Here is a 21,249-nt window from a genome sequence, read left to right on the forward strand (position 1 = left end):
CCCAACATTCCATATTATTTTCTGCTTGCAATAACTTCTCTTACCTTTTCCAAATCCTTAGGAGTGTCTACCGACAATGTGTGGCACTCAATTTCTTTTAGTTTAACGGTCTTGCCGTTTTCCAAAAATCTGTACAAGTCAAGCTCTTCTGCAAATTCAAGCTGGCTTCTTGGAGTATCAACATAAAACTGCAAAGCTTTTTTTGAAAAAGCAGCTACACCGACAATCTTTTTGTATTTAAACTGCATACTTCCCTTTGGAAACGGAATCGGACTTCTCGAAGCCCACATTGCGTCACCCTTTGCATTAACAACAGCTTTAATGTTTGTAGGGTCAACAACCTCAACAGGATTTTCAATGGTAGTGATAACATTGGAATAGAAATATTCCAATTCATCTCCCTCCTCAGGGAACGACCTTTCGATTACCTTAGGCTCAATAAGCGGCTCATCGCCGTTAATGCAAACATAAATATCTGCGTCTATTTTTGTAGATACTTCCCACACACGGTCGTTCGGAGTCTTGTGCCGGTTTGACGTCATAATAACATTCATATCGTACTTTTTGCAAACGTCAACAATTCTCTCATCATCTGTGGCAACAACAACGTCGCTCAAGCCTTTAACCTTTTTGGCCTGCTGATACACATACCAAACCATAGGTTTGCCGCAAATATCCGAAAGAGGCTTTGCCGGAAATCTTGTTGAACCGTATCTGGACGGTATTACGCCTAAAATTTTTAAATCTTTCATTATTTTTGCTCCTCCTTGTTAAATAAGCTGTCAAAATCAACTCTTGGATAAACTTCAAGTTTTCCTCCGCGTGTTGCATTAAATACTTTGACGCCTTTTTTATCACAAAATCTTTTTAAGTCAATATATGTTTGTGTGGCATAATCAATATTATATATGCCCTTTGTGTTTTCATCGGCATTTTTTTGGTTGCCAAAATGGTCTTTTACATTATTATCAACAATAAGATTACCGTTTTTATCTGTCATACGACTGAAATTATGGTCCACACCGATAAGATAGATGTTTTTAAATCCCATATAAACAGCCATTTGAATAAAGAAACCTGTTACCGTACCGTTGAGTATAGAAAACTCCGCCATATCGTCTGAAGCCTTTTCGTCAGAGGTCGGAACTTTTGAATTATAATAGGTAACAAAATTTAATTTTATATTCTTATACCAATTTAGCTGTATCGGAATAAATTTATACTTTATCGGAAATTCTTCTATTTTGTCTTTTATGTCCTCACAAATAAATTCATCCTCGCACGCATAGTAAGTAGGACGCCAATCCGTTTTGCCAAACATATTATAAATTCTGTTTGCACCAAAAGTTATAACGTTATTATTTTTCAGGATAGTCAAATCTTCCGCACGCAAGCTTGGTCCGTTACCGATAATGAAACAGCTTTCGCCGTTATGAATTCCCTTTAGGGCAGCAATTGCTTTGCCGTATTTGCTCTTGGCAAAATGCCCGGATAAATAGTTTTGGTGCCTTGCCTCTAAAGATTTTATAGGATGTATCATATTGTCCCTTCTTGTCCAAATAAAATTTTACTTATATATCCTGTTGTATAATAAAACAAGACGATAATTCTTAAAACTCAAAAGCAGCTTAAGCTTTTTATTGCAAGTTGCTTCATCACATTTATTTAATACTTCAATAAAGCTTTCATCATGTAATATAGCGTTACATCTTTTAATCTTATCCTTTTTTGACTCAGAATTATTATCACTCATAACATATTTCAAGCAGTTATAAAATCTGAAGAAATATTCATTATAATATTCCTGCATATACTTTTCAGAAATATACGGTTTGCGGTAATTGTATAAAACCTTAATGCTGTTATATCTGTCAGGATTATAATTTCTTGACTCACTTCCGCCGTTATCTACCCAATAATATCCGTTTACAGGAATATACACCAAACTTTTGCAATACTTCATAAAATCAATATTAAAGGGAACATCCTCGCCAATCAAATGAGGAATTTTTTTGAATCTGATATTATATTTCTTGATTTTTTCCATTGGAAAAATTCTAATCCAATTGTTCGGTGAGTAATTATACTTATAAAAAATATAGTATTCAGATATAGGAACTTCTGTAACTTCATCATATCCGGGAATCTTTACTAAATCTTTGTTTCCGTCAACATCAACAATCGTATATTGGCAATTAACCAAACTGTCCGGATATTTTTCTATGTATGTAACCAAAGTTTGCATCCAATGCGGTTCAACATAATCGTCGTTGTCACAAAACATAAGGTATTTTCCCTGTGCAATATCTATGCCCTTGTTTCTGGCATCACTTATTCCTCCGTTTGGCTTGTGAATACACCTTATGTTTGCATGATTTTTGGCATAAGTATCACAGATTTCCGGAGATTTATCAGTTGAACCGTCGTCAACCAATATTATTTCATAATCTGTATACGTTTGATTAAGAATACTGTCAACACATCTTGCCAGCAGTTTTTCAGCATTATACACCGGTACAATTACAGAAACATTAACCATTTATAGACATTCCTTTCTGATTAGCTGTACTATATCAAAATAAATACAATATACTCATTTTATTTAAAAAATCGGCTAAATCAATCTTTACTTTAAATTTAGTATTGATTAAATCCGTTGATAATTCTCTTTATTTTTTTCTGTTAAAAATACTTGCTACTTTTTTAACAGGAACTCTGAAAATATCTTTCTCATAATCATTCATTACAAATTTCCAATTAACTGCAATAAATAATATTGTATATGCAGCTATTCCCGCAAACAGTAAAATCCAATTATTCACATCAGCAAAGGATAATACCAATAAGAATACAACGCATAGGCCTACGGGGAACAAAAACATTTTTCCGATATTCTTCCAAAATCTCGGAATATCAAGGTTAATTCTCTTCCAATAATACCAGTTCATAATAAAGCCCTGACCAATTATGCTGGCTATGCCCGTAACAACAGCCGCACCGATAATACCAAATTGATTAACGCAAAGCATGGTACCGCCAACATTTAACAATGCTATAAACAAATAAACAAGTGAACGGAAGCGATGTTTGTTCTGTGCAACAATAACATTCATCGCAACATTCTGTACGAGCGGCACACATGCAGGAACCATTGTCGCTATTGCTACCCAATATGCATCTAAATATGACTGACCTACCCACAGAGTCAAAAACTGGCGTCCAAAGGCAATAAATCCGGAACAAACCAAGCCTACAATATAGCATTGTATTCTTCCGATTCTAATCATCATATCTGTAAGCTCTTTAGGGTCATTTTTTGTAAAAACAAGTTTGTTTACGCTCGGCGTAAGTACATTTAAAATTCCGATTGTAAAGTTTGACATCATCGCATTGAATGTAGAACCGACATTGTAAACCGCAACACCGATTGTTGCAAGAGCAGGAACCGCACCGATGATTAATGTATCTGTTGTGCTGTAAAGCTGGTTAACAATATTTGCGACAAAAATCCAGAATGAGAAGAACAAAATCTCTTTAAGCAGATTAAAAGGCATATTCCTGTATTTTGCCTTGATACCTATGGAATGTTTTACATACATCCAATATAAAATCATAACAACTATATTCATAAAAATACTTGAGCAAACCATTCCGACATTGGCAAATCCCAAATATAATATGATGATATTTACTATCGGTGTTATAACTGTAATGATAATATTTGTAAACTGTAAAAAGACAAAACGTTCGTGACAACTTATTACTGCATTGTACGGTGAAAACAAAAACGAAATAGAAGTGTTTATAGTAAGAAGAAAAATAAGCAATTGTAATTCATGCAAACTTTCTTCCGTCTTAAGCGAATCGGCATATACAAGACCTGCATTTATCGCAATAACCGTTCCCACAACAAACGACACAGCCGCAATAACGGCAAAAATTATATTAAAGAGGCCCAACATATTTTGCTCGCCCTCTTTATCGCCCTCAAAGCGGTATTTTGTCAGATATCTGACAATCGCTGAACCGATACCAAATGAAATCAACGACAAATAACTTGTAACACTTGCCGATAGTCTGTACAATCCGTATTCGTCCTGTCCCAAAATGCTGAGCATAATAGGCGTATAGAACATCGGAATTAATGAACCGATCGCCATATTTATGTATGACATAACCGCACCAACGCGAAGCTGATTTTTTACCTTTTTCATATATTCTCCCTAATTTACGCTGTTTTAAAGTTATATCTTTTGCTGATAAAAATTCTATTTATTTATGACCATATTTAAGATTTACTAACTTATCTACCAAGAGTACCAACCTGTAATTTCCGATTTTGTATGCCAAACGATATAACGGATGTATAAAACAATTTGTTTTTTTCAATATACTTTTAAATTCAGCACTTTTCATAATAGAATTATTTAACTTAATTTTATTTGTTTCAGAGTTATTATCTTTGTGAAATGTGTTTCTCAATATTGTTTCATAACTGTAAAAATAACAGTTATAAAATATTTTTAGTTGCTCTTCATCGCAATTCCACTTTTTCATATAATATTTAATTACATTATAGATACGATTATATATCGACAGCAAATCCGGATAATACTTTTTTGATAAGCTGCTTAAATCGCCTTGAACATAGTTGTACAATTTATCATTAATAACAATAATACTCTTATTTGTGTTGTCAAGATATTGATAATTAAAGATAAGGTCTTCGCCAAACGACAAATTCTCATCAAATTTAATTTTGTTTTTATTAATTACTTCCCTGTCATAAAGTTTACAGACAGGACCTGCGTCAAGCCATAAATTGTGAAGCGTCATTATATCGGCGGCACCGTATGTTTCAACATTCGGCAAGGCTTCGTTGATTTCTTCACTGCGCTTAAAGCTGTAATCATCCACGGTCCTAAAATAGCACCAAAAGTTGTCGGCTTCATTGTATTTGCTTTTAATATCCACCAAGATTTCAAGAAAATTTTTGTCAATATAATCGTCGCTGTCAACAAAACATATGTATTTGCCACGTGAATTATTGATTCCGACATTTCTTGCACTTGACACTCCGCCGTTTTCCTTATGAATAACCGCTACCCGACTGTCTTTTTGAGCATAATCATCACAAATTTTTCCACTGTTATCAGGCGAACCGTCATCAACTAAAATCAATTCAAAATCATTATAGGTCTGACTTAGAATACTGTCAACACAATAGTGTAGTGTATTTTCAACCTTATATACAGGAACTACTACGCTTATATTCGGCATATTCATTCCTCCCATACATCTGCACAGGCACACAAAAAGTTTTAATTTCACTTTTTGTGATTTTCCTGTTTATAAACATACTTAACTTTAACATTTTCAAAATACTCATACTAAAATCCAATTCCGCTTACGCTTCTTACCTTACAGCATAACATAAAGCATTTATTGGCAAATGAATACCAAAAGCGGTTGTTTCCGTCAACATGTGTCAGCTCATCTTTATTGAGTTTACATTCATTTGCATATTTCTCTATAATTTTCTTAGCTTTTTTCCTATCATCACCATGCATAAATTTAAGTGCGGATTGACAGGAAAAAATACAGGAACCGAAAAAGTCTTTTCTTGCCGTTAAAGCAAGCTGAGGAAACTTGTTTTCAATAAACTTTTGTCTTTCTGACTTTGCCTCCAAAGCGTCAAGCCGCTTTAGGCTAAAGGTTTTGCCCATAATACTGTCGGGTCGCTGAAAATAATAATACATTGTTTCAGATACACGTGCAACCTTTTTGGCTTGAGCAAATACACGATATGTCCAAAATTCATCTTCGTGAAATTTTCCCTTTGGAAACGGGGTCTCGGCAGCCGTATCATATAAATAAAGTTTATTCCAAACATGCTGACAAAACTGATTTTCGCAAATCAACATTGACAAAGCCGCTTCTCCGTCATACACATCGCACATATGCGCACGGTCGGTACTTTCCGCTATATTATCATCATATACTTTTTGCACACCGCACTCGGCAATCTGACAGTCATTTTCAATAATAGCGGAATAAAGCAAACTGAAAAAATCTTTTGATATCCAATCATCACTATCTATAAAACTTATATATTTGCCGGTTGCAGCGGCTATTCCGAAATTCCTTGCATCGGACAATCCGCCGTTCTCCTTATGGATTACCTTTATTCGCTCGTCTTTCAGGGCATATTCGTCACATATTTTCGGACATTCATCCGGAGAACCGTCATCAACAAGAATAATCTCAAGGTTATCATAAGTCTGATTTATTATACTTTTAATACATCTTTCCAAATAATCCTGCACCTTATATATAGGTACCACAACACTGATTTTATCTTTCATATATTCTGCTCCGGGTCAAGTTTCTTTTTTCTTAATTTGTCATAAACAGAGTATGCGCACACGTATAAACCCGGCACAAACCTTAACATAGATATTGTAATTCTGTCATTTTTTCTGCCATACAAATTTTGTTCTTTATATTTTAAAACCTTGTCCATAAGTTTCCGACGTTCTTTTTTGTACTTGCTCTTGTCATCAGCAAAAAAATAGTCGCTGAGCAATCGAAGCGAAGAACAGGCCACACGATTCTCTGCCTCAGCCTTATACGGCATATCCGCACTCATACTTAATATTTTTTCTGAGACATACAATCCCTCTTTTGATTTTCTTAGGCTGCTTCTGCTGTGTGTAGAGCTATCCTCATTGGCGTAATAATTATAAAAGGCTTTATCGGTATATACTATATTTTTATTTGCACGCTGAAAAAGTTCAAAATTCATCAACAAATCTTCGTTTATAACTATGCTTTCGTCAAGCCTCAAATTATTTAATAATTTTAACTTATATAACTTGTTACACATTCCGCCCGCAAACAGCGTACCTGATATAAGGCACTTGATGGCGTCATTTTTAGACTGCGAAACTACCTTTCCTGCGTTTCCTACACAAACAATGCTTCCGTCGGAATTTATATTCTTATAACTGCAATGCGTTATATCTGCGTCATATTTATCCATTAAATCTACGAGACATTCATACATTTCGGCATCTATTGTATCATCGGAATCCACAAAAGTAATATAGTCTCCTGACGCATTATCAATACCGACATTTCTTGCGTGAGAAACGCCGTTGTTATCTATACTTATCAGCTTTATTCTTTTATCACCGACTGCCAACTCGGAAACACATTCGGCAGTTTTGTCGGTTGAACCGTCGTTGATTACTATTATCTCAAGACTTTTATAAGTTTGATTCTGTATACTCTCAACACATCTTTTAACTGTCATTTCTGCATTATAGGCAGGGATAATTACGGAAACTATCTTATTCATACATCTCACCTTATTACTGATATAGGCTTGCAATCTCCCAAAGTCCCACATCATCGTTTTCAAATGCTTTTTCAACTTGTCTGAGCATATACGGAAGCTTAACCTTGTGATTAGGCTTATATTTTTCCAAAAGTTCCTTTGCAACAATAAATAACGCCGACTTATGCTCCTCATCAAAATTGACAAACATAGGGTAGTAATAAACACTGATGTGCCTTAATATAAGGGTATAAAAAGCATCGTCAATCGGCAAATTCATCTTTTTGTACTGCTTTATAATTTTCAATAAAATACCATAGCTGTCGATTGTTTTATAATTATTTTTATCACCCTGTATATGAGAAAAGTTTTGTTCAAACCAACGATATTCATACAAGACTTCGGGAACATAAGAATAATTTCTGCACTGTGTAAAAATAAGGAATTGGATTATTGTATCTTCATACCAATATCCCGGGAAAAATCTAACCTCATTCCACATCTGTCGTTTGTATACCTTACACCATGGCAAACCTGCCAAATTCATAATTTTGTCGGCGTTTTTAAAACCTGACAGATTGTATTTTGAATAAATATTCGGAATAACATCTATAACCTGTCCGTTTTTTTCTTTAACAAGATTATGTGCTGCCATTACCATGTCAAAATCACCGGAATACGCTTTATTCATAAGCTTTTCAACAATATCCCCGTGAACGGTATCATCACAATCCACAAACATCAAGTATTCTCCGACAGCATTATTTATGCCGGTATTTCTTGCAGCTCCGATTCCGGCATTTTTTTGATAAACAGCCTTAACTTTAGGATTGCTTTCATATTTTTTTACTATATTTTCAGCGCCGTCGGTAGAACCGTCGTCAACCAGAATAACTTCGTAATTGTACTGTGTTTTTTGATTGATTAATGTAGAAATACATTCATCTAATATATCTTTATGATTATATACCGGCACAACAATTGATAAATCCACATTTTGATTTATCGGCGGGTTTATATACTGAGGTTCGGTTTCAGCTGGAGTATAGCAGCTGTCAATAAGCTTATGGGCTTCAGAACAGCTCATACTTACAGAAACTCTTTTTCTGGAAAGTTTTTTATACCAATACTTAATCATATAAAGAAAAAAAGCAAGTTGGGCAAGAAAAGCGCAGATAAAATCATTGCTTATAATCTTTTTGAACCTAAAATAAAAACCATGCTTCATTAAACCAACTCCAAGAACATTTTTTCAGCAGCCTTAACCGTATTTTCCGTACTGAAAAACTTTCCCCTTTCCTTTGCCCGTTCTGCGTATTCTTTCAGCATACCATCTTCAGACAGTATCTTCTTTATTCCGTTATACAAAGCGTCTTCATCATTATCGGTAACAATACCATACTCATTATTATCCCCAAGCATCTCTTTCATCCCGGACACCTCAACGGTTACAACCGGAACTCCCAATATCAATGCTTCTGTGGCGGCAGTACTGAAACCCTCTGCAAAAGACGCACAAATAAGCATATCGCACTTTGCAATATATTTATACGGATTAGTTTGATATCCCAATAAAGTAATGCTGTTTTCAAGCCCATTGTTCTTTGCAAACAGCCTGATGTTTTCCTCCTCGGAACCAACGCCCAAAAAGAATATGTGAGTATTAAATCCCTCGGATTTCAATTTTTTTTGAATATTAACTACTCTGTCGCAACCTTTTCTCTTTGCGACTTTTCCGACAACACATATTTTAATTTCATCATCAGAAAACTTGACATCATCAACACATTCCTGTGAAAGATTGATTATCTGCTTAGTCTCGTTTGTATTGTATAATACTTCAACCGATTTTTTGTAATCAAATATTTCTGTAAAATCTTTCTTTACATATTCCGAAACGCAGATTATCTTGTCAAATTTATTATAACAGCTCTTTGCCTCTTCGGGGCTTTTGAAAGCATATGAGGCGTCACGAATATTGTGCTGTTCAATATGTATCCAACACACAAGCTTAGTGTTTAGGTCGGTGCAACCGCTCACAATTCTTGCTGTTGGGCCCTCAAGATATGATACAATTATATCGTAATGTTCTTTTATAAATTTTTTGTATAAGTGCTTTGGAGAAAACATCTTTAAAATTTGGCTGTTTCCTCTGAAAGTTTTCTTAAAACAATATTTGTATTTTATATCGGCATTTAAAAACTGCTCGTTAACACCGCCCGCAAAAAGGGTTTGAACGGTAATATCAAATTTTGACCTGTCCATATTGTTGACAAGATTAACAAGCACTTTTTCCGCTCCGCCGACAGACAGGTTTGGTATAAAAAATAAAATTTTCTTCATAGTGTTATCCTCACAAATGCTCTCTGCTGCTTCGTTTAAGATATGCGGTAAACAACATTCCTGCCGGATAAAGCAACACGGTCAACACCTTGCGGGGTGAACATGAAATGCAAGGTTCTTTTGCAATTCTGCAAGACGATATATAATGAACGGTCTTTTTTACGACATACTTAAAAGGAACGTTCTTAAATGACATATCAAGCATTCGTGTTTCCCTAAAGCTTCTCGGACTGCGTAAATACTGTTTAAACACGGTAGTAGTCATACCGTCCGACTGATAATCTACATGGCACAGCTTCTTATTCAACACCAAAAAATCATATTTTTGGCTGATTTTTAAATGAAGATAATGTGGATTAAAATCTTTTTCACCCGGGAACTCCTTCATAGGTGCAACCGACTTATATAAATCTGTTCTGACAACATCCTTTCGGTCGCCATTTACAATCGGGTACTTGCCGACAGCCAAATCAATAAGATTTATGCTCTTTTGGTCGGGAAGCAAATCTCCGATAACTTTGCCCTCGGGGTCACAATCCAGTCCCACTATACCCGCAAAGCCTTCATCTCTATGCTGTTTCCAGAAAGACACTATTGTTTCAACTGAGTCATCAGTCAGATAATCGTCACTGTCAACGCACATACAAAGCTCGGTATCGGCAATTTCAATAGCCTTGTTGTAACCTGAAGCCAATCCGCCGTTTTCTTTATAAACATATTTTATTTCAAATCCGTTATTCAGTTTTTGCCACCCGTTTACAAGCGCTTTGGTGTTATCTGTTGAACCGTCGTCAACAACAATCCAAACAAAATCTTTCAATGTCTGTCTGCAAAGAGCCTCATAGCCCTTATTCAGACAATACGCTCTGTTATAAGTAGGTGTAAAAATTGTTAAGGTTGGTTTCATACGGAGCTTCTCCCAAAGAATTTATTAATTACCTGAAACTTTTGTTCTTGATATGTTATGACCGCTCTTGTACTTTATATAGCTTCCCAATATGCAAATGGTGTTATTAAAGCCAAAAATCTTGTATACAAATCTGCTGAGTTTTGTCTTTTTGGAATTACTGTAACTTAGCACGGAGGATGTATCCTTAAAATGCTTTTTCACGTTTTTTCTTTCCTCTTTGGTAATGTATGTGCATAATCCTAAAGCTGAAAACCAAAGATATGACGCAAAGCAAAGTTCGTAATTTTTAACCGGATTATCATTGCTTTTATAAAAATCAATACTTCCCTGTACAACACTGAGTACATCAGTAACATTTTTTTCTTTTATAGTGTGTGTAACCGAACCTTTTCTGTCAGATCTGCAAATAAACAAAGGTTCATTTATAATATCAACATCTTTTATAACACGCAAAATACGAATCATCCATTCGTTATCTTCGCATACAAGCCCGCTTTTGAAATATAATTTTTCATTTATAACAAAATCTCTTTTAAGGATTTTAGTGCAGGCTGAAACTTCCATATTTCCGTTGTCCAAAAGGGATTTATAATAACTTTCTACCGAGTCGGTCTTTAAATCGGCAAAATTCTTGTGTTCATTTCTTTGAAGATACCCAAAATCTTCCTCGTAATCAAAAGAAGTAAACAAAAACATCTCTGTCTTGGGATGCTTTAAAACATAGTCAACCATACTCTTTAGGCTGACGTTTTGATTCCACCAGTCATCACTGTCTATAAACATAAGATACTTTCCTGTGGCAGCATCAATACCGGTATTGCGTGCCACCGAAGCACCGCCGTTTTTTTGATGAATAACATTTATAAAGTCGTACTTTTCCGAATACTCATCGCAAATTCTCGGGCTGTTATCCTTTGAGCCGTCATCAACCAATATTATTTCCATATCTTCATAATTTTGTTTTATTACGCTGTCTACACAATTTTTTAAATACTCTTCAACATTATACACCGGAATTATCAAGCTTATAAGCGGCATATAAACTCCCCCCCAAGAATCACTTTATTGCTCTTATCGTATGCAAAATCAGGCATACCATAAACGATAGTCTCTTTTTACAACAAAATATTAATACCTTCCATGCAATCGGAAGTGCGTCTAACTTCAAAGTTGAGTACGAGTTACTATACTCTTCATCCGAAATATATTTCTTTATATACTTTCTTAATTTTCCAAAATCAGTTTCGGGATTGCAAAGTTCATTCATACCGATACCGATTATGCTGAGCGCAATCCTATTATTCAAGGATTCCTGAAATTTTTCGGGAAGTTTCTCGTCATTAATGAATTTTTGCATAATTCCGAACAAACACTTCCACTGCTCAATAAGTTGACCTCTGTAAACATCGGACAAAGAACCTTTAATTTTACGATAATGATACAGCGGTTCATCAATATATACTGCACTGTCGCAATTTCTCAATGCATACATATTATAAATGCCGTCTTCGCACGAACCAATCTTTTTAATATCAATAAAATCCCCCTGCTTTGCCAAATCACTGCGATACAGCTTCATCCAGCAGGTGGTTAAATTTTCAAGTCTTTCAGGGTGACTCAATTCTTCGTTTGATAATCCAAAAAGTCTTCTGTAAACACATTTTTGGAACTTGTCGGAATCCAAAAATTCACAATTACCGTCAAACACATGCATAACCTGCGACGTATCATTAACTTCCTTTGTAAATGAGAACATCACACAGCCGATTTTCGGATTTTTATGTACAACACCGATACATCTTTCCATTGTGTTGATGTCAAGCCAATCATCGCTGTCAACATACATAATATAGTCGCCGGAAGCATTGTCAAGACCGGTTTTTCTCGCCGCAGAAACACCGTTATTAGACTTATGGATAACAATAATTCTGTTATCTTTTGCGGCATAATCATCACAAATTTTCGGAGAATTATCGGAAGAACCATCGTCAACAAGAATCAGTTCAAAATTTTGATATGACTGATTTATTATACTGTCAACACAATCTTTCAAATATTGTTCGGCATTATACACCGGAATAATCACGCTAATCTTTATATCCACAAAATCCACCCTACAACTCTACAAAAGGAACATATCCAATATAAAATATAAACTATACACAATTATCATTGTGGTTCTCAAAACCTTTGAATCGTGCTCATTAAAAACTCTGTTAACAAGGTACGGCAACAAAATCAAGTTGTACATACTTGTATAAATAGGAAGTCTTCCTGTCAACAGACCGCTGGTTAAAGTTGCAATTACATAAATAAGCATTGTAATAACCGACATATTTATGCACATATTGATAAGCTGGTTATCCTGCTCTTCAATTTTCTTTCTTCCGTAAAACGCCAAAGCAACCGGAACAGCACTTATTAATATACGCACGGGGTTAGCGCCGCTGCTGCTGCTTAGCAAGTCATCGCTCAGGGAACGTTCTACATACAGATATAATACAATGGTAAATACTACAAACGAACAGAGAGTAAGATATTTCCACGGCTTAAAATGCGCTAATATAATTACGGCTAACATCATAATTGCAGATTGATGCACGGTATACGCCAGCAAAATTACAACGACTGCCAAAGGAAGATATTTCTTTTTCAGCATAAGCGGTGTTGCGGCAAAAATAATACAAACCGCTAAAAACTGTCTTACGCCATTCATCATCCAGCCGTCATAATATCCGTTGGCAACAAACAAAAAGATTGATAATGCATAGTCTTCGGAATACTTTCTATACACTAATACAATCGGAATACTTTGAATAAGTGCAATAATCATTCTGAAAGCGGTTATATTATCGCCAAAAAATTGCTTGATAAAAACCTCTATAAGTTCAAAGCCTCCGCCCTTGTATTGCGACCAGTTTGCAAGGACATCGGAAACTGATGAGTTTAATAATTTATACCCTGTTACATAAACCCCAAGATCGCCTCTAAGGTCTCCGAATACAACGCAAAGAAAGACAGGCAAAAAGATCATTATTGCAAACCCCATATTGTGGCGCATTTCCTGCTTGCCTAAAACTGTCTCGGTTACTTTTAAATTTGGTGAAGTTGATATCAGCAGGGTAATCAGAACCCAGACAAATAAAAAAATGTCAAAAGTCATTTGAACTTCCAAACTTTCTCAGAAAATAATTTTTAACAATTAAAATATATTTTTTCCAATTCCTTTTTTACAGATGTAAATCCGTACTGAACCGCAAATTCTCTTGCATTCTTGCCAAACTTCATACGCATATCGTCATCATTTAACAGCTCTCTGATGTGATTCGCCATAGAATCGACGTCATCAACCTGCACTATAAAGCCGTTTTTATTTTCTTCGATTAGTTCACAGTGTCCCCTGTTTGCAGTTGCAACGACAGGATTTTCCGAAAGCATAGCTTCAACTATATTTAAAGGCAATCCCTCTCTTTTACTGCAAGAAACCGAAACATCGGTGATTCTTTGGTATTTTTCAAGACAAGTGCAGTATCCCAACATTTTAATGTTATTATTTAAATTCAGTCGATTAACTTCTTCCTCAATAGCTTCCTTTTCGGGTCCGTTTCCCGCAATAAGCAAAACAATGTCAGGAAAATCTCTGACAAGCTTCTTAACCGCATTTATTGCCATTTTTTGATTTTTATTGGGCAATAATTCACCCACACACAACAAAATCTTTTGATTAGGGCTAAAGCCCAATTCTTTGCGAATCTCAAGCTTTTCATCCTGACTGACCGGGTAATACCTTGCTTCATCTACTCCGACGCCGTGAATATAGTATATATCGGTTTTAAATTTTTCTTTCGCCAGTTTATAATCCTCGTGGTTAATGGTAATCAGCTTATCCGTAAGCTTTGCAAAATGTTTTTCAATCGGATAGAAAACCAGCCAATTCTTTTTTGACGCTCCGTTATAAAAATGAAAGCCGTGTGCCGTATAGATAACCTTTGCTCCGCCCTTGCGTGCACCCTTTGCTGCTAATCTTGTAACAATTCCTCCCATAGGAGTATTGCAGTGGATTATATCATAATGTTCGCTGTCAATTATTTTTTTCAGTTGGGAATAAGCTTTGATATTATCGGAACTTTTCGGAGAACGCGAGAAAGGGACATCAAACACCTTGTCAACAAAATCAAGCTTCATACCGTTCTTTTCTGCAAGATTATTTCTTGCCGCAACATGAACTTCACAATTATGGTTGTGTAAAACCTCAACAAGCGGTTTGTGAAATTGACAAATATGACTTTGAACAGTAGCCGTAAGTAATACTTTTTTCATATATCTTCCCTGTTTTTATAATCTATGTGCAGATATTTCCCTCCTCTAAGGCGGTGGGTTCTGCTTTAAATTTCATACTGAAACCCCAAGGAGCAAATGCTCATTGCATTGCCTGCAATCAATCGCAAGCACAGCAAAACATTACTCCGTTTTAAACTCTCTAAATTTTTGAATAAATTGCCAGATGAACCCTCTCAACAAATGCTCTGAAATCAGTATGTGCAACATCCTTTACCAAAATATTGGTATCAGATATTTTCTTATTCATATATGCAGTCAGGTCTTTTGGTATAGCATCCTGCTTTCTCTTTTCAAGTGGTACGGTAAGCATTAATTCAACATACTTACGATTGTTGAACGGCACGGTTATATCATACGGTATTCTGTGTTCGGATGTCATAAACACACCTTCGCCGCCGCCCCAGGAAAATTCCCAATAATACAGCTCTACCCATGATATCTTATCAAAAACATCTTCTCCGTAGTAATTATCAAGATAATCCTGAAAAACCTTTGTGGTCTGTCTCATAAGCTTGAAATCATAAATATATGCTTTGTGTAATGTGCGCCAATATTTTGCCGTTGGACGTTTTGGAAACGACTTCTTGTTAAATCTTGAGAAATATCTTCCTCTTCCTATCTCATTGACCCAAGATTTCACTTCAATATCACAAGGAGGATTGGTGCAAAAGTACAGTCTCTTTTTCAAATCGTTAGGATTGTTAGGTCCGATACAACCTGCATTGCACTCCATAACCTTTTTGAATGCGTCAATATCTTTATAGCCCTCCCATTCATCCGGAATGGTGTATAGTTCGTGTTTTAAACCCAAGGCCTTTAAAATATCCCTTGCAGCATATGCGTCATAAGATTCTTCGTTGTTTGAGATATAACTGAAATAAGAATATTTATCGTAATTTCCGTTTGTGCAGGCAAGCGTAGTCATACTGTCTCTGCCGCCTGTAACAGATATTGAGATTTTTTTGTCAGGCCACTTCTTAGCAATCAAAGTCATATTTTTAGACATTATATCGCCTAATTTTTCTATTGTTTTGCGATATTCTTCTTCGGTAGTGGTCTCCTCAATTTTCTTTGTGGGGTAATATCTTGTAACTTTAACGGTTCGTAAATCTTTAGAAAAAACGGCCTTACAATTTGCCTGTAAGCGCTTCAGCTCATTATACGGCGATAAATCTCCCGGCAGCCAATTTCCCCAATAATGCCAAAATTTATTGCTGATAAGTCTTTTTATATACTCAGGCTGTTTAAGGTCATAGAAATCGGCAACTATTTTGCTGTGAGACGCCACATACAAGTTTCCTTCTATTACTCCGTCATAAACAAGCTGCATGCCTGCACAGTCAGTGGTATAAACAATGTCGCCGTCTTTAAAATAACCCAGGCAAAACACGCCGGTAAGTTCGCCCTCTTTGTCCCAAAAGGCATCCTCGCCGCTTTCAAGAGCCAAAGACAAATCTTTAAGAATTTCCGATTCCTCATATTGCATTGTAAACGGATTATAAGCATGTCCTACCAAAAAAAGGATGCTTCCGTTATCGGCTTGATATGTATAGAAGTATGCCTCCTTGTTGATATACATATAATAACTGATTCCGCCGCTTACAATAATGTTCTCTTTCCAATTGTTATAAAAAGGATAGTCGGCAAGATTGTCTACACGTTTATCGGTTAACAAAAAGCCTTTACAATATAATTTTCCCTTGAACTTCGGATAATTATCTAACAATTTCTCCATTTCCGCTGCCGAATAATAAGCCATTAAACAATCTCTCCCATAGACATCAAATTCTTCATTATAACGTTATTCAGTCTGTTGTTATTTCCGTCTCCGACAAAACTATTGTGCGGAGTAATCACCACATTTTGCAAATCCCATAATTCACAGTCCTCTGCAAGGGGCTCTTCTTCAAATACATCTAATACAGCACCCAAAAATTTGTTTTCTTTAAGAGCCTCAATAAGTGCCTGTGTATCAACCACTCCGCCCCTTGATATGTTAATGAGAACCGCATTCGGTTTTAATTTATCAATCATACTTTTGTCTAAAATATGGTGAGTTTCTTTTGTCAACGGCAATGTCAAAACAACAATATCCGCCTGTTTAATAACGTCATCAAAACTGTCTGTCAGAAAAAGCTCATCGTAATTGTCATTGTTTTGTTTAACCACATCAACTCCGATTACCCGACAGCCAAATGCTTTAAACCTTTTGGCACATTCTGTTCCTACACTTCCGCAGCCGGCAATACACACTGTCTTGCCGAAAAGTTCTATTAAATCTCTTTGTTTTTCCCATTTATGCAGATTTTTATTGCAATAAAAAAGGCTGTACCTTTTATAGAGCTGAAAAACGCCCCCAACGGCAAATTCAGCCATCGGTATGCTGTACACGCCACGCGCATTAAAAATGTGTATATTCTTTTTTTGAACATAGTCCATAGGCACTCTGTCAAGACCTGCACTTGTCAATTGAATGTATTTTAAATTTGTAAAATTCTGTATTTGGTGTGTCAAGAACAGACCGTTGCAAATAACGCCCTCAACCCAATTATAATCGCACGGAAGTGCTTCTTTTTCGTATTGCATAAACCGTACGCTATGCCCTAATTTCTCAATTTGACCGATGTGCTCTTTTGCGTCATGCCAGGCACCTGTTACCAATATGTTCATGAAATTCACCCATTATTTGTCTGTTACCGATTTTACTATGTTTCTAATATCGCTTAAATTATCAAAAAAATACTTGCTGTGAACTTCACATTCTTTTTCAAAATTTCTGATTTCAGCAATTCCGTTTACAAATATATCACTTATTTTATCTAAACTCTTAACATTGTTCACATTGCAAAAGCTGCGTGAAAGAATCGAGCAGGTCGACCCCAACCTGTAATGTTCCCTGATAACATACTCGGAGGGAAGCAAGCCCTTTCCGATTGAGGCTATACCGCCAAACCCGAACGGAATATTTTTTTGCCTGAATTTACAGCAAAGATTTTCAACCGTTCCGTCAACCAGTAGCTCAAACATAAACTTTTTGTTATATCCAAGACTTAAATCGTTAAGTCCGATAAAAATCTCATCTATACCGTTAATTTTAAGTATTTCGTCAATATTCTCAACAGCCTCAGGGGTTTCAACAAGCGGAATTGTTTTTGCCCTTCCGCCAACCAATTTGACAAATTCCCGAACTTCTTCAACTTTCTTAAAAAACGGAAGCATCAATATATCTGCTCCCCTTGAAATAACTTCGTCAATTTCATCTTTTGACGAACAGTAGTCCTGTGTAGCACCATGAATCGGATTAACTCTAACCAAGAGCTCAGAACTGTGTATGGACTCCCTTATCCTTTGCACATCCTCAACCGTATGCTTTGACTGAACGGTATCCATTCCGCCTTGTCTGTCAGCCTTGCCTATGTATTCCATATCAACAAAGATTCTGTCAACACCGGCAACTTCTGCAATTTTAGCTACTTCGGGCTGATTAGTTATGTACATCAGCTTCAACGGCATAATAATATTCCCCACTCAATCATTTGTATTCTCTGTACTTACTGTCTTTCCAACATTTTCGTTATCGGCGTTTGTAAGAACCTTAAAAATAGTCATAAAAAATATTTTTGCATCCAAAACAAACGACACGTTGTCAACATACCAAACATTCAAATCTATTCTTTTATGCCATTCGACATCTTTGCGACCGTGAACCTGAGCCCATCCGGTAATTCCCGGGCGGACATTAAACATTCTCTTTTGCTCATCGGTGTATTCGCTGTACGGCCACGGATGATATGTAAGAGGAGGACGGGGACCTATAAGACTCATATCACCGATAAATATGTTAAACAATTGAGGGATCTCATCGAGGCTGGTTGCTCTGAGTACTTTTCCAACCTTTGTAACTCTTGCGTCACCTTTACCTGAATAAACTCCGCTTCCGGTTTTTTCGGCGCCGACGCACATACTCCTGAATTTGAGTATCTCAAAAACCTTTCCGTTTTTGCCGATTCTTTTTTGTCTAAACAAAACCGGACCTTTGGAATCACATTTTATAAAAACAGATATTATAAGCATCGGTATGCATAAAATTATGATACCTACCAAAGCTACGAATAAATCAATAGCCCTTTTTATAACACGGTTATAAAAAGACAATTCCCTTTTTTTCATCAATACCCCTCATTTATCGTACAGTATTCCATATTTAATATATTATATCATATTAACGTGTTAAAAGCAATATTTGCATTTTTTATTACAATACAAATATTAACACCGTATTGTAAATTAATTAATAAAAATTGACAATTGCAACTTCAAATTCTAAAATATGTATAAAAGATAATCTATTGCTTTCGGAGTGATTTTCTATGAAAAAGATACTAAAAATTATTGTTTCGGCTGCACTCATAACATTGCTGCTCATTGTGGTCAATGCAATATACTGCAATAATGTACTTGAAGCAAAAAATTACAATCTCACAAACTCAAGTGTTAAAACAAACATAAAAATTGTTTTAATCTCCGACCAGCACAACCATCAATTCGGCAAAGATGACAATAGACTTGTCGAAAAAATCAGTGAACAAAAGCCCGACATTATTGCTGTATGCGGAGATATGGTAACGGACAGCTACGCCAATGACGATGTAATGAAAAACTTACTTACAAAGCTTGTAAACATCGCACCCACATACTGTTGTCTCGGCAATCACGAGCGAAATTTATTAAACCAACTTGATATAAAAGATGACATAACCGGTACCGGAGCCGTCTTGCTTGATAACGAAAGTGTGATATTTGAAAAAGATAACGAAAAATTTCTCATCGGAGGACTTTCGGATTATCCATATTATGAATTTAACGACGGCAACGAGAATACTCCCGAAAAAGTATTTTGGAAAAATTTTTGCAATCTGTCAAACGAATATTATTCTATTTTGCTTAATCATGAACCTGAATATATATCAAACATACTAAACGACAGCAACATAGACTTGGTATTTTGCGGTCACACGCACGGAGGACTTGTCAGGATTCCTTTTGTGGGCGGTATGTACGCTCCAAATCAAGGATGGTTTCCAAAGTATGACAAAGGAGAATTTGACTTTGAAAACACCAAAATGATAATAACCGCAGGACTTGGCAATTCAAATTTTCTTCCGAGAATAAACAACTGCGCAGAAATTTGTGTAATAAATATTAATTAATCCAAAAACACTCAAATATCAGTAAAGGTATGCAAGAAAACGACAGCCCTTTTTGTGAGATAAACTTACTGCACAGTAAGATACGCCGACACTAATCACAGCCAGAATTAAATAATTGAGCGAACTGTTAAAGCTGTCAATCGAATAAACCAGACCCATAACACCCAAAATCAACGGATGAACACAATAAATGAAAGTGCTCATTCCCCTCAGCATTTTTCCGGTGTTTGCTTTAATATTGACATTTGTATTAATCAATATTCTGAATAAGTAAAACTCGCACGGAATTGTGAACAATATATATGAATATTTTTCGTTATTATCTGTAAAGCTGTGAAGCAGAAAATACTCAACCAGCAGAAAAACAAGCGATATTGCAAATAAAAAAGCATCAACCTTAACCTTTCTTTTTGGTTTGTATGTTCCGGCAATATAACCGATGAATATTAACGGAAATGCTCTGAAGACCGATGTCCAAAACACGTCAAGATGATTTTCCGTTGAATTTAAAATATTAATCGGTAAGATATTTATCCAGTTATATGAATATGTAAGAATACCTATTAAGTACAAAACAACAGATAAAACCGCTACGGCTTTTTTGTTTAAAAAAGACAGTAACAAGTAACCGAAAATTGTAGCATAAATCAGAGAGATAACATACCACAAATGATAGTAAGAACCTATTTTAACAAACGCTATTCCAAAATCAATAAATGCGTGTAAAGAAAGCCAGCCCGATTTATGCCACTCAAACACATCCCAAATCAAATATATTGCCGACCATAAAACATATAAAGCAGTTACTCTTTTTATGTATTTAAACAATACACTTCTGTTTTCTTTGCAGTTTACTATTTTGCCGTCCTGCCATTTTAGTTTTTTAAAAAAGAAAAAACCCGAACAGGCAAAGAAAAACGGAACAGCAAATCTTGAAAACGTGCTTATAATAAAAAGATTAAATTCGCTGTTATATGAAGCAAACGGCGAACAATGAACCGTCATTACCAAAAAAGCCGCAATAAATTTGGCTATATCCACAGCATTATAGTTCTTACTCCTTAAAGTACTCACGTCACTTCCCATACTGACTTCCCCCACTTAAA

Annotated in this window: 20 protein-coding genes; 1 reads left to right on the forward strand and 19 read right to left on the reverse strand. The window is 35.7% G+C overall.

All coding sequences use genetic code 11. The features are described from left to right. Window positions 1–14 precede the first annotated feature (14 nt). From BLP46_RS04390 to BLP46_RS04475, 18 genes are all read right to left on the reverse strand, one after another. Window positions 15–752, reverse strand: coding sequence for a 3-deoxy-manno-octulosonate cytidylyltransferase (locus BLP46_RS04390; protein WP_092976215.1), 738 nt, complete (start codon window positions 750–752; stop codon window positions 15–17). Further along, on the reverse strand, window positions 752–1,540 hold the full coding sequence (locus BLP46_RS04395) for a 6-hydroxymethylpterin diphosphokinase MptE-like protein (RefSeq protein WP_092976218.1): 789 nt from the start codon (window positions 1,538–1,540) through the stop codon (window positions 752–754). Before BLP46_RS04395 ends, BLP46_RS04390 begins: the two co-directional genes overlap by 1 nt. Before the next feature lie 27 nt (window positions 1,541–1,567). After that, window positions 1,568–2,539 carry a glycosyltransferase family 2 protein gene (locus BLP46_RS04400; protein ID WP_092976221.1) on the reverse strand — a complete coding sequence of 324 codons (972 nt, stop codon included), beginning with the start codon at window positions 2,537–2,539 and terminating at the stop codon, window positions 1,568–1,570. Between the two features lie 130 nt (window positions 2,540–2,669). Beyond that, window positions 2,670–4,214, reverse strand: coding sequence for an oligosaccharide flippase family protein (locus BLP46_RS04405; protein ID WP_092976224.1), 1,545 nt, complete (start codon window positions 4,212–4,214; stop codon window positions 2,670–2,672). A 58-nt stretch (window positions 4,215–4,272) separates the two neighbouring features. Continuing rightward, window positions 4,273–5,280, reverse strand: coding sequence for a glycosyltransferase family 2 protein (locus BLP46_RS04410; RefSeq protein ID WP_167669173.1), 1,008 nt, complete (start codon window positions 5,278–5,280; stop codon window positions 4,273–4,275). A gap of 110 nt (window positions 5,281–5,390) precedes the next feature. After that, on the reverse strand, window positions 5,391–6,365 hold the full coding sequence (locus BLP46_RS04415) for a glycosyltransferase (RefSeq protein ID WP_092976230.1): 975 nt from the start codon (window positions 6,363–6,365) through the stop codon (window positions 5,391–5,393). Beyond that, window positions 6,362–7,360, reverse strand: coding sequence for a glycosyltransferase family 2 protein (locus BLP46_RS04420; protein WP_167669174.1), 999 nt, complete (start codon window positions 7,358–7,360; stop codon window positions 6,362–6,364). Before BLP46_RS04420 ends, BLP46_RS04415 begins: the two co-directional genes overlap by 4 nt. A 13-nt stretch (window positions 7,361–7,373) precedes the next feature. After that, complete coding sequence (locus tag BLP46_RS04425; RefSeq protein WP_092976235.1) at window positions 7,374–8,567, reverse strand: glycosyltransferase family 2 protein; 1,194 nt, start codon at window positions 8,565–8,567, stop codon at window positions 7,374–7,376. Beyond that, window positions 8,567–9,682 carry a glycosyltransferase gene (locus BLP46_RS04430; RefSeq protein WP_092976238.1) on the reverse strand — a complete coding sequence of 372 codons (1,116 nt, stop codon included), beginning with the start codon at window positions 9,680–9,682 and terminating at the stop codon, window positions 8,567–8,569. The genes BLP46_RS04425 and BLP46_RS04430 overlap by 1 nt, the downstream gene beginning before the upstream one ends. Before the next feature lie 10 nt (window positions 9,683–9,692). Further along, window positions 9,693–10,589 carry a glycosyltransferase family A protein gene (locus tag BLP46_RS04435; protein ID WP_092976241.1) on the reverse strand — a complete coding sequence of 299 codons (897 nt, stop codon included), beginning with the start codon at window positions 10,587–10,589 and terminating at the stop codon, window positions 9,693–9,695. Window positions 10,590–10,613: 24 nt separating this feature from the next. Further along, window positions 10,614–11,630 (reverse strand): glycosyltransferase family 2 protein, encoded by a 1,017-nt coding sequence (locus BLP46_RS04440; RefSeq protein WP_092976244.1) that lies wholly within the window; start codon window positions 11,628–11,630, stop codon window positions 10,614–10,616. Between the two features lie 19 nt (window positions 11,631–11,649). After that, complete coding sequence (locus BLP46_RS04445; RefSeq protein ID WP_318259465.1) at window positions 11,650–12,696, reverse strand: glycosyltransferase family 2 protein; 1,047 nt, start codon at window positions 12,694–12,696, stop codon at window positions 11,650–11,652. 18 nt (window positions 12,697–12,714) lie between these two features. Next, window positions 12,715–13,755, reverse strand: coding sequence for an EpsG family protein (locus BLP46_RS04450; RefSeq protein ID WP_092976250.1), 1,041 nt, complete (start codon window positions 13,753–13,755; stop codon window positions 12,715–12,717). A gap of 32 nt (window positions 13,756–13,787) precedes the next feature. Then, window positions 13,788–14,912, reverse strand: coding sequence for a glycosyltransferase family 4 protein (locus BLP46_RS04455; RefSeq protein WP_092976253.1), 1,125 nt, complete (start codon window positions 14,910–14,912; stop codon window positions 13,788–13,790). A gap of 160 nt (window positions 14,913–15,072) precedes the next feature. Further along, entirely contained in the window at window positions 15,073–16,692 is a 1,620-nt protein-coding gene (locus BLP46_RS04460) for a hypothetical protein (protein ID WP_092976256.1), read from the reverse strand. After that, window positions 16,692–17,603, reverse strand: a complete 912-nt coding sequence (locus BLP46_RS04465) for an NAD(P)-dependent oxidoreductase (RefSeq protein WP_092976259.1) — start codon at window positions 17,601–17,603, stop codon at window positions 16,692–16,694. The genes BLP46_RS04460 and BLP46_RS04465 overlap by 1 nt, the downstream gene beginning before the upstream one ends. Before the next feature lie 12 nt (window positions 17,604–17,615). Continuing rightward, entirely contained in the window at window positions 17,616–18,446 is an 831-nt protein-coding gene (locus BLP46_RS04470) for an aldolase/citrate lyase family protein (RefSeq protein ID WP_092976262.1), read from the reverse strand. 15 nt (window positions 18,447–18,461) lie between these two features. Then, complete coding sequence (locus BLP46_RS04475; protein ID WP_092976265.1) at window positions 18,462–19,103, reverse strand: sugar transferase; 642 nt, start codon at window positions 19,101–19,103, stop codon at window positions 18,462–18,464. 200 nt (window positions 19,104–19,303) lie between these two features. Between BLP46_RS04475 and BLP46_RS04480 the strand changes: the two genes are divergently transcribed. Beyond that, window positions 19,304–20,143, forward strand: coding sequence for a metallophosphoesterase (locus BLP46_RS04480; RefSeq protein ID WP_092976268.1), 840 nt, complete (start codon window positions 19,304–19,306; stop codon window positions 20,141–20,143). A gap of 18 nt (window positions 20,144–20,161) precedes the next feature. On the opposite strand, the gene BLP46_RS04485 is transcribed toward BLP46_RS04480, so the two are convergent. Beyond that, on the reverse strand, window positions 20,162–21,229 hold the full coding sequence (locus BLP46_RS04485; protein WP_092976271.1) for an acyltransferase family protein: 1,068 nt from the start codon (window positions 21,227–21,229) through the stop codon (window positions 20,162–20,164). Window positions 21,230–21,249 lie beyond the last annotated feature (20 nt).

It is taken from the genome of Ruminococcus sp. YE282 (assembly GCA_900101355.1).
GTDB classification, from domain to species: domain Bacteria; phylum Bacillota; class Clostridia; order Oscillospirales; family Acutalibacteraceae; genus Ruminococcoides; species Ruminococcoides bromii_A.

What these genes read in the sequence shown, in the direction of transcription:
- BLP46_RS04455 (WP_092976253.1), bottom strand. Translation starts at nt 14,912, where the DNA reads ATGAAAAAAGTATTACTTACGGCTACTGTTCAAAGTCATATTTGTCAA.
- BLP46_RS04415 (WP_092976230.1), bottom strand. Translation starts at nt 6,365, where the DNA reads ATGAAAGATAAAATCAGTGTTGTGGTACCTATATATAAGGTGCAGGAT.
- BLP46_RS04470 (WP_092976262.1), bottom strand. Translation starts at nt 18,446, where the DNA reads ATGCCGTTGAAGCTGATGTACATAACTAATCAGCCCGAAGTAGCTAAA.
- BLP46_RS04485 (WP_092976271.1), bottom strand. Translation starts at nt 21,229, where the DNA reads ATGGGAAGTGACGTGAGTACTTTAAGGAGTAAGAACTATAATGCTGTG.
- BLP46_RS04440 (WP_092976244.1), bottom strand. Translation starts at nt 11,630, where the DNA reads ATGCCGCTTATAAGCTTGATAATTCCGGTGTATAATGTTGAAGAGTAT.
- BLP46_RS04435 (WP_092976241.1), bottom strand. Translation starts at nt 10,589, where the DNA reads ATGAAACCAACCTTAACAATTTTTACACCTACTTATAACAGAGCGTAT.
- BLP46_RS04405 (WP_092976224.1), bottom strand. Translation starts at nt 4,214, where the DNA reads ATGAAAAAGGTAAAAAATCAGCTTCGCGTTGGTGCGGTTATGTCATAC.
- BLP46_RS04410 (WP_167669173.1), bottom strand. Translation starts at nt 5,280, where the DNA reads ATGCCGAATATAAGCGTAGTAGTTCCTGTATATAAGGTTGAAAATACA.
- BLP46_RS04460 (WP_092976256.1), bottom strand. Translation starts at nt 16,692, where the DNA reads ATGGCTTATTATTCGGCAGCGGAAATGGAGAAATTGTTAGATAATTAT.
- BLP46_RS04420 (WP_167669174.1), bottom strand. Translation starts at nt 7,360, where the DNA reads ATGAATAAGATAGTTTCCGTAATTATCCCTGCCTATAATGCAGAAATG.
- BLP46_RS04430 (WP_092976238.1), bottom strand. Translation starts at nt 9,682, where the DNA reads ATGAAGAAAATTTTATTTTTTATACCAAACCTGTCTGTCGGCGGAGCG.
- BLP46_RS04480 (WP_092976268.1), top strand. Translation starts at nt 19,304, where the DNA reads ATGAAAAAGATACTAAAAATTATTGTTTCGGCTGCACTCATAACATTG.
- BLP46_RS04465 (WP_092976259.1), bottom strand. Translation starts at nt 17,603, where the DNA reads ATGAACATATTGGTAACAGGTGCCTGGCATGACGCAAAAGAGCACATC.
- BLP46_RS04450 (WP_092976250.1), bottom strand. Translation starts at nt 13,755, where the DNA reads ATGACTTTTGACATTTTTTTATTTGTCTGGGTTCTGATTACCCTGCTG.
- BLP46_RS04390 (WP_092976215.1), bottom strand. Translation starts at nt 752, where the DNA reads ATGAAAGATTTAAAAATTTTAGGCGTAATACCGTCCAGATACGGTTCA.
- BLP46_RS04395 (WP_092976218.1), bottom strand. Translation starts at nt 1,540, where the DNA reads ATGATACATCCTATAAAATCTTTAGAGGCAAGGCACCAAAACTATTTA.
- BLP46_RS04475 (WP_092976265.1), bottom strand. Translation starts at nt 19,103, where the DNA reads ATGAAAAAAAGGGAATTGTCTTTTTATAACCGTGTTATAAAAAGGGCT.
- BLP46_RS04400 (WP_092976221.1), bottom strand. Translation starts at nt 2,539, where the DNA reads ATGGTTAATGTTTCTGTAATTGTACCGGTGTATAATGCTGAAAAACTG.
- BLP46_RS04425 (WP_092976235.1), bottom strand. Translation starts at nt 8,567, where the DNA reads ATGAAGCATGGTTTTTATTTTAGGTTCAAAAAGATTATAAGCAATGAT.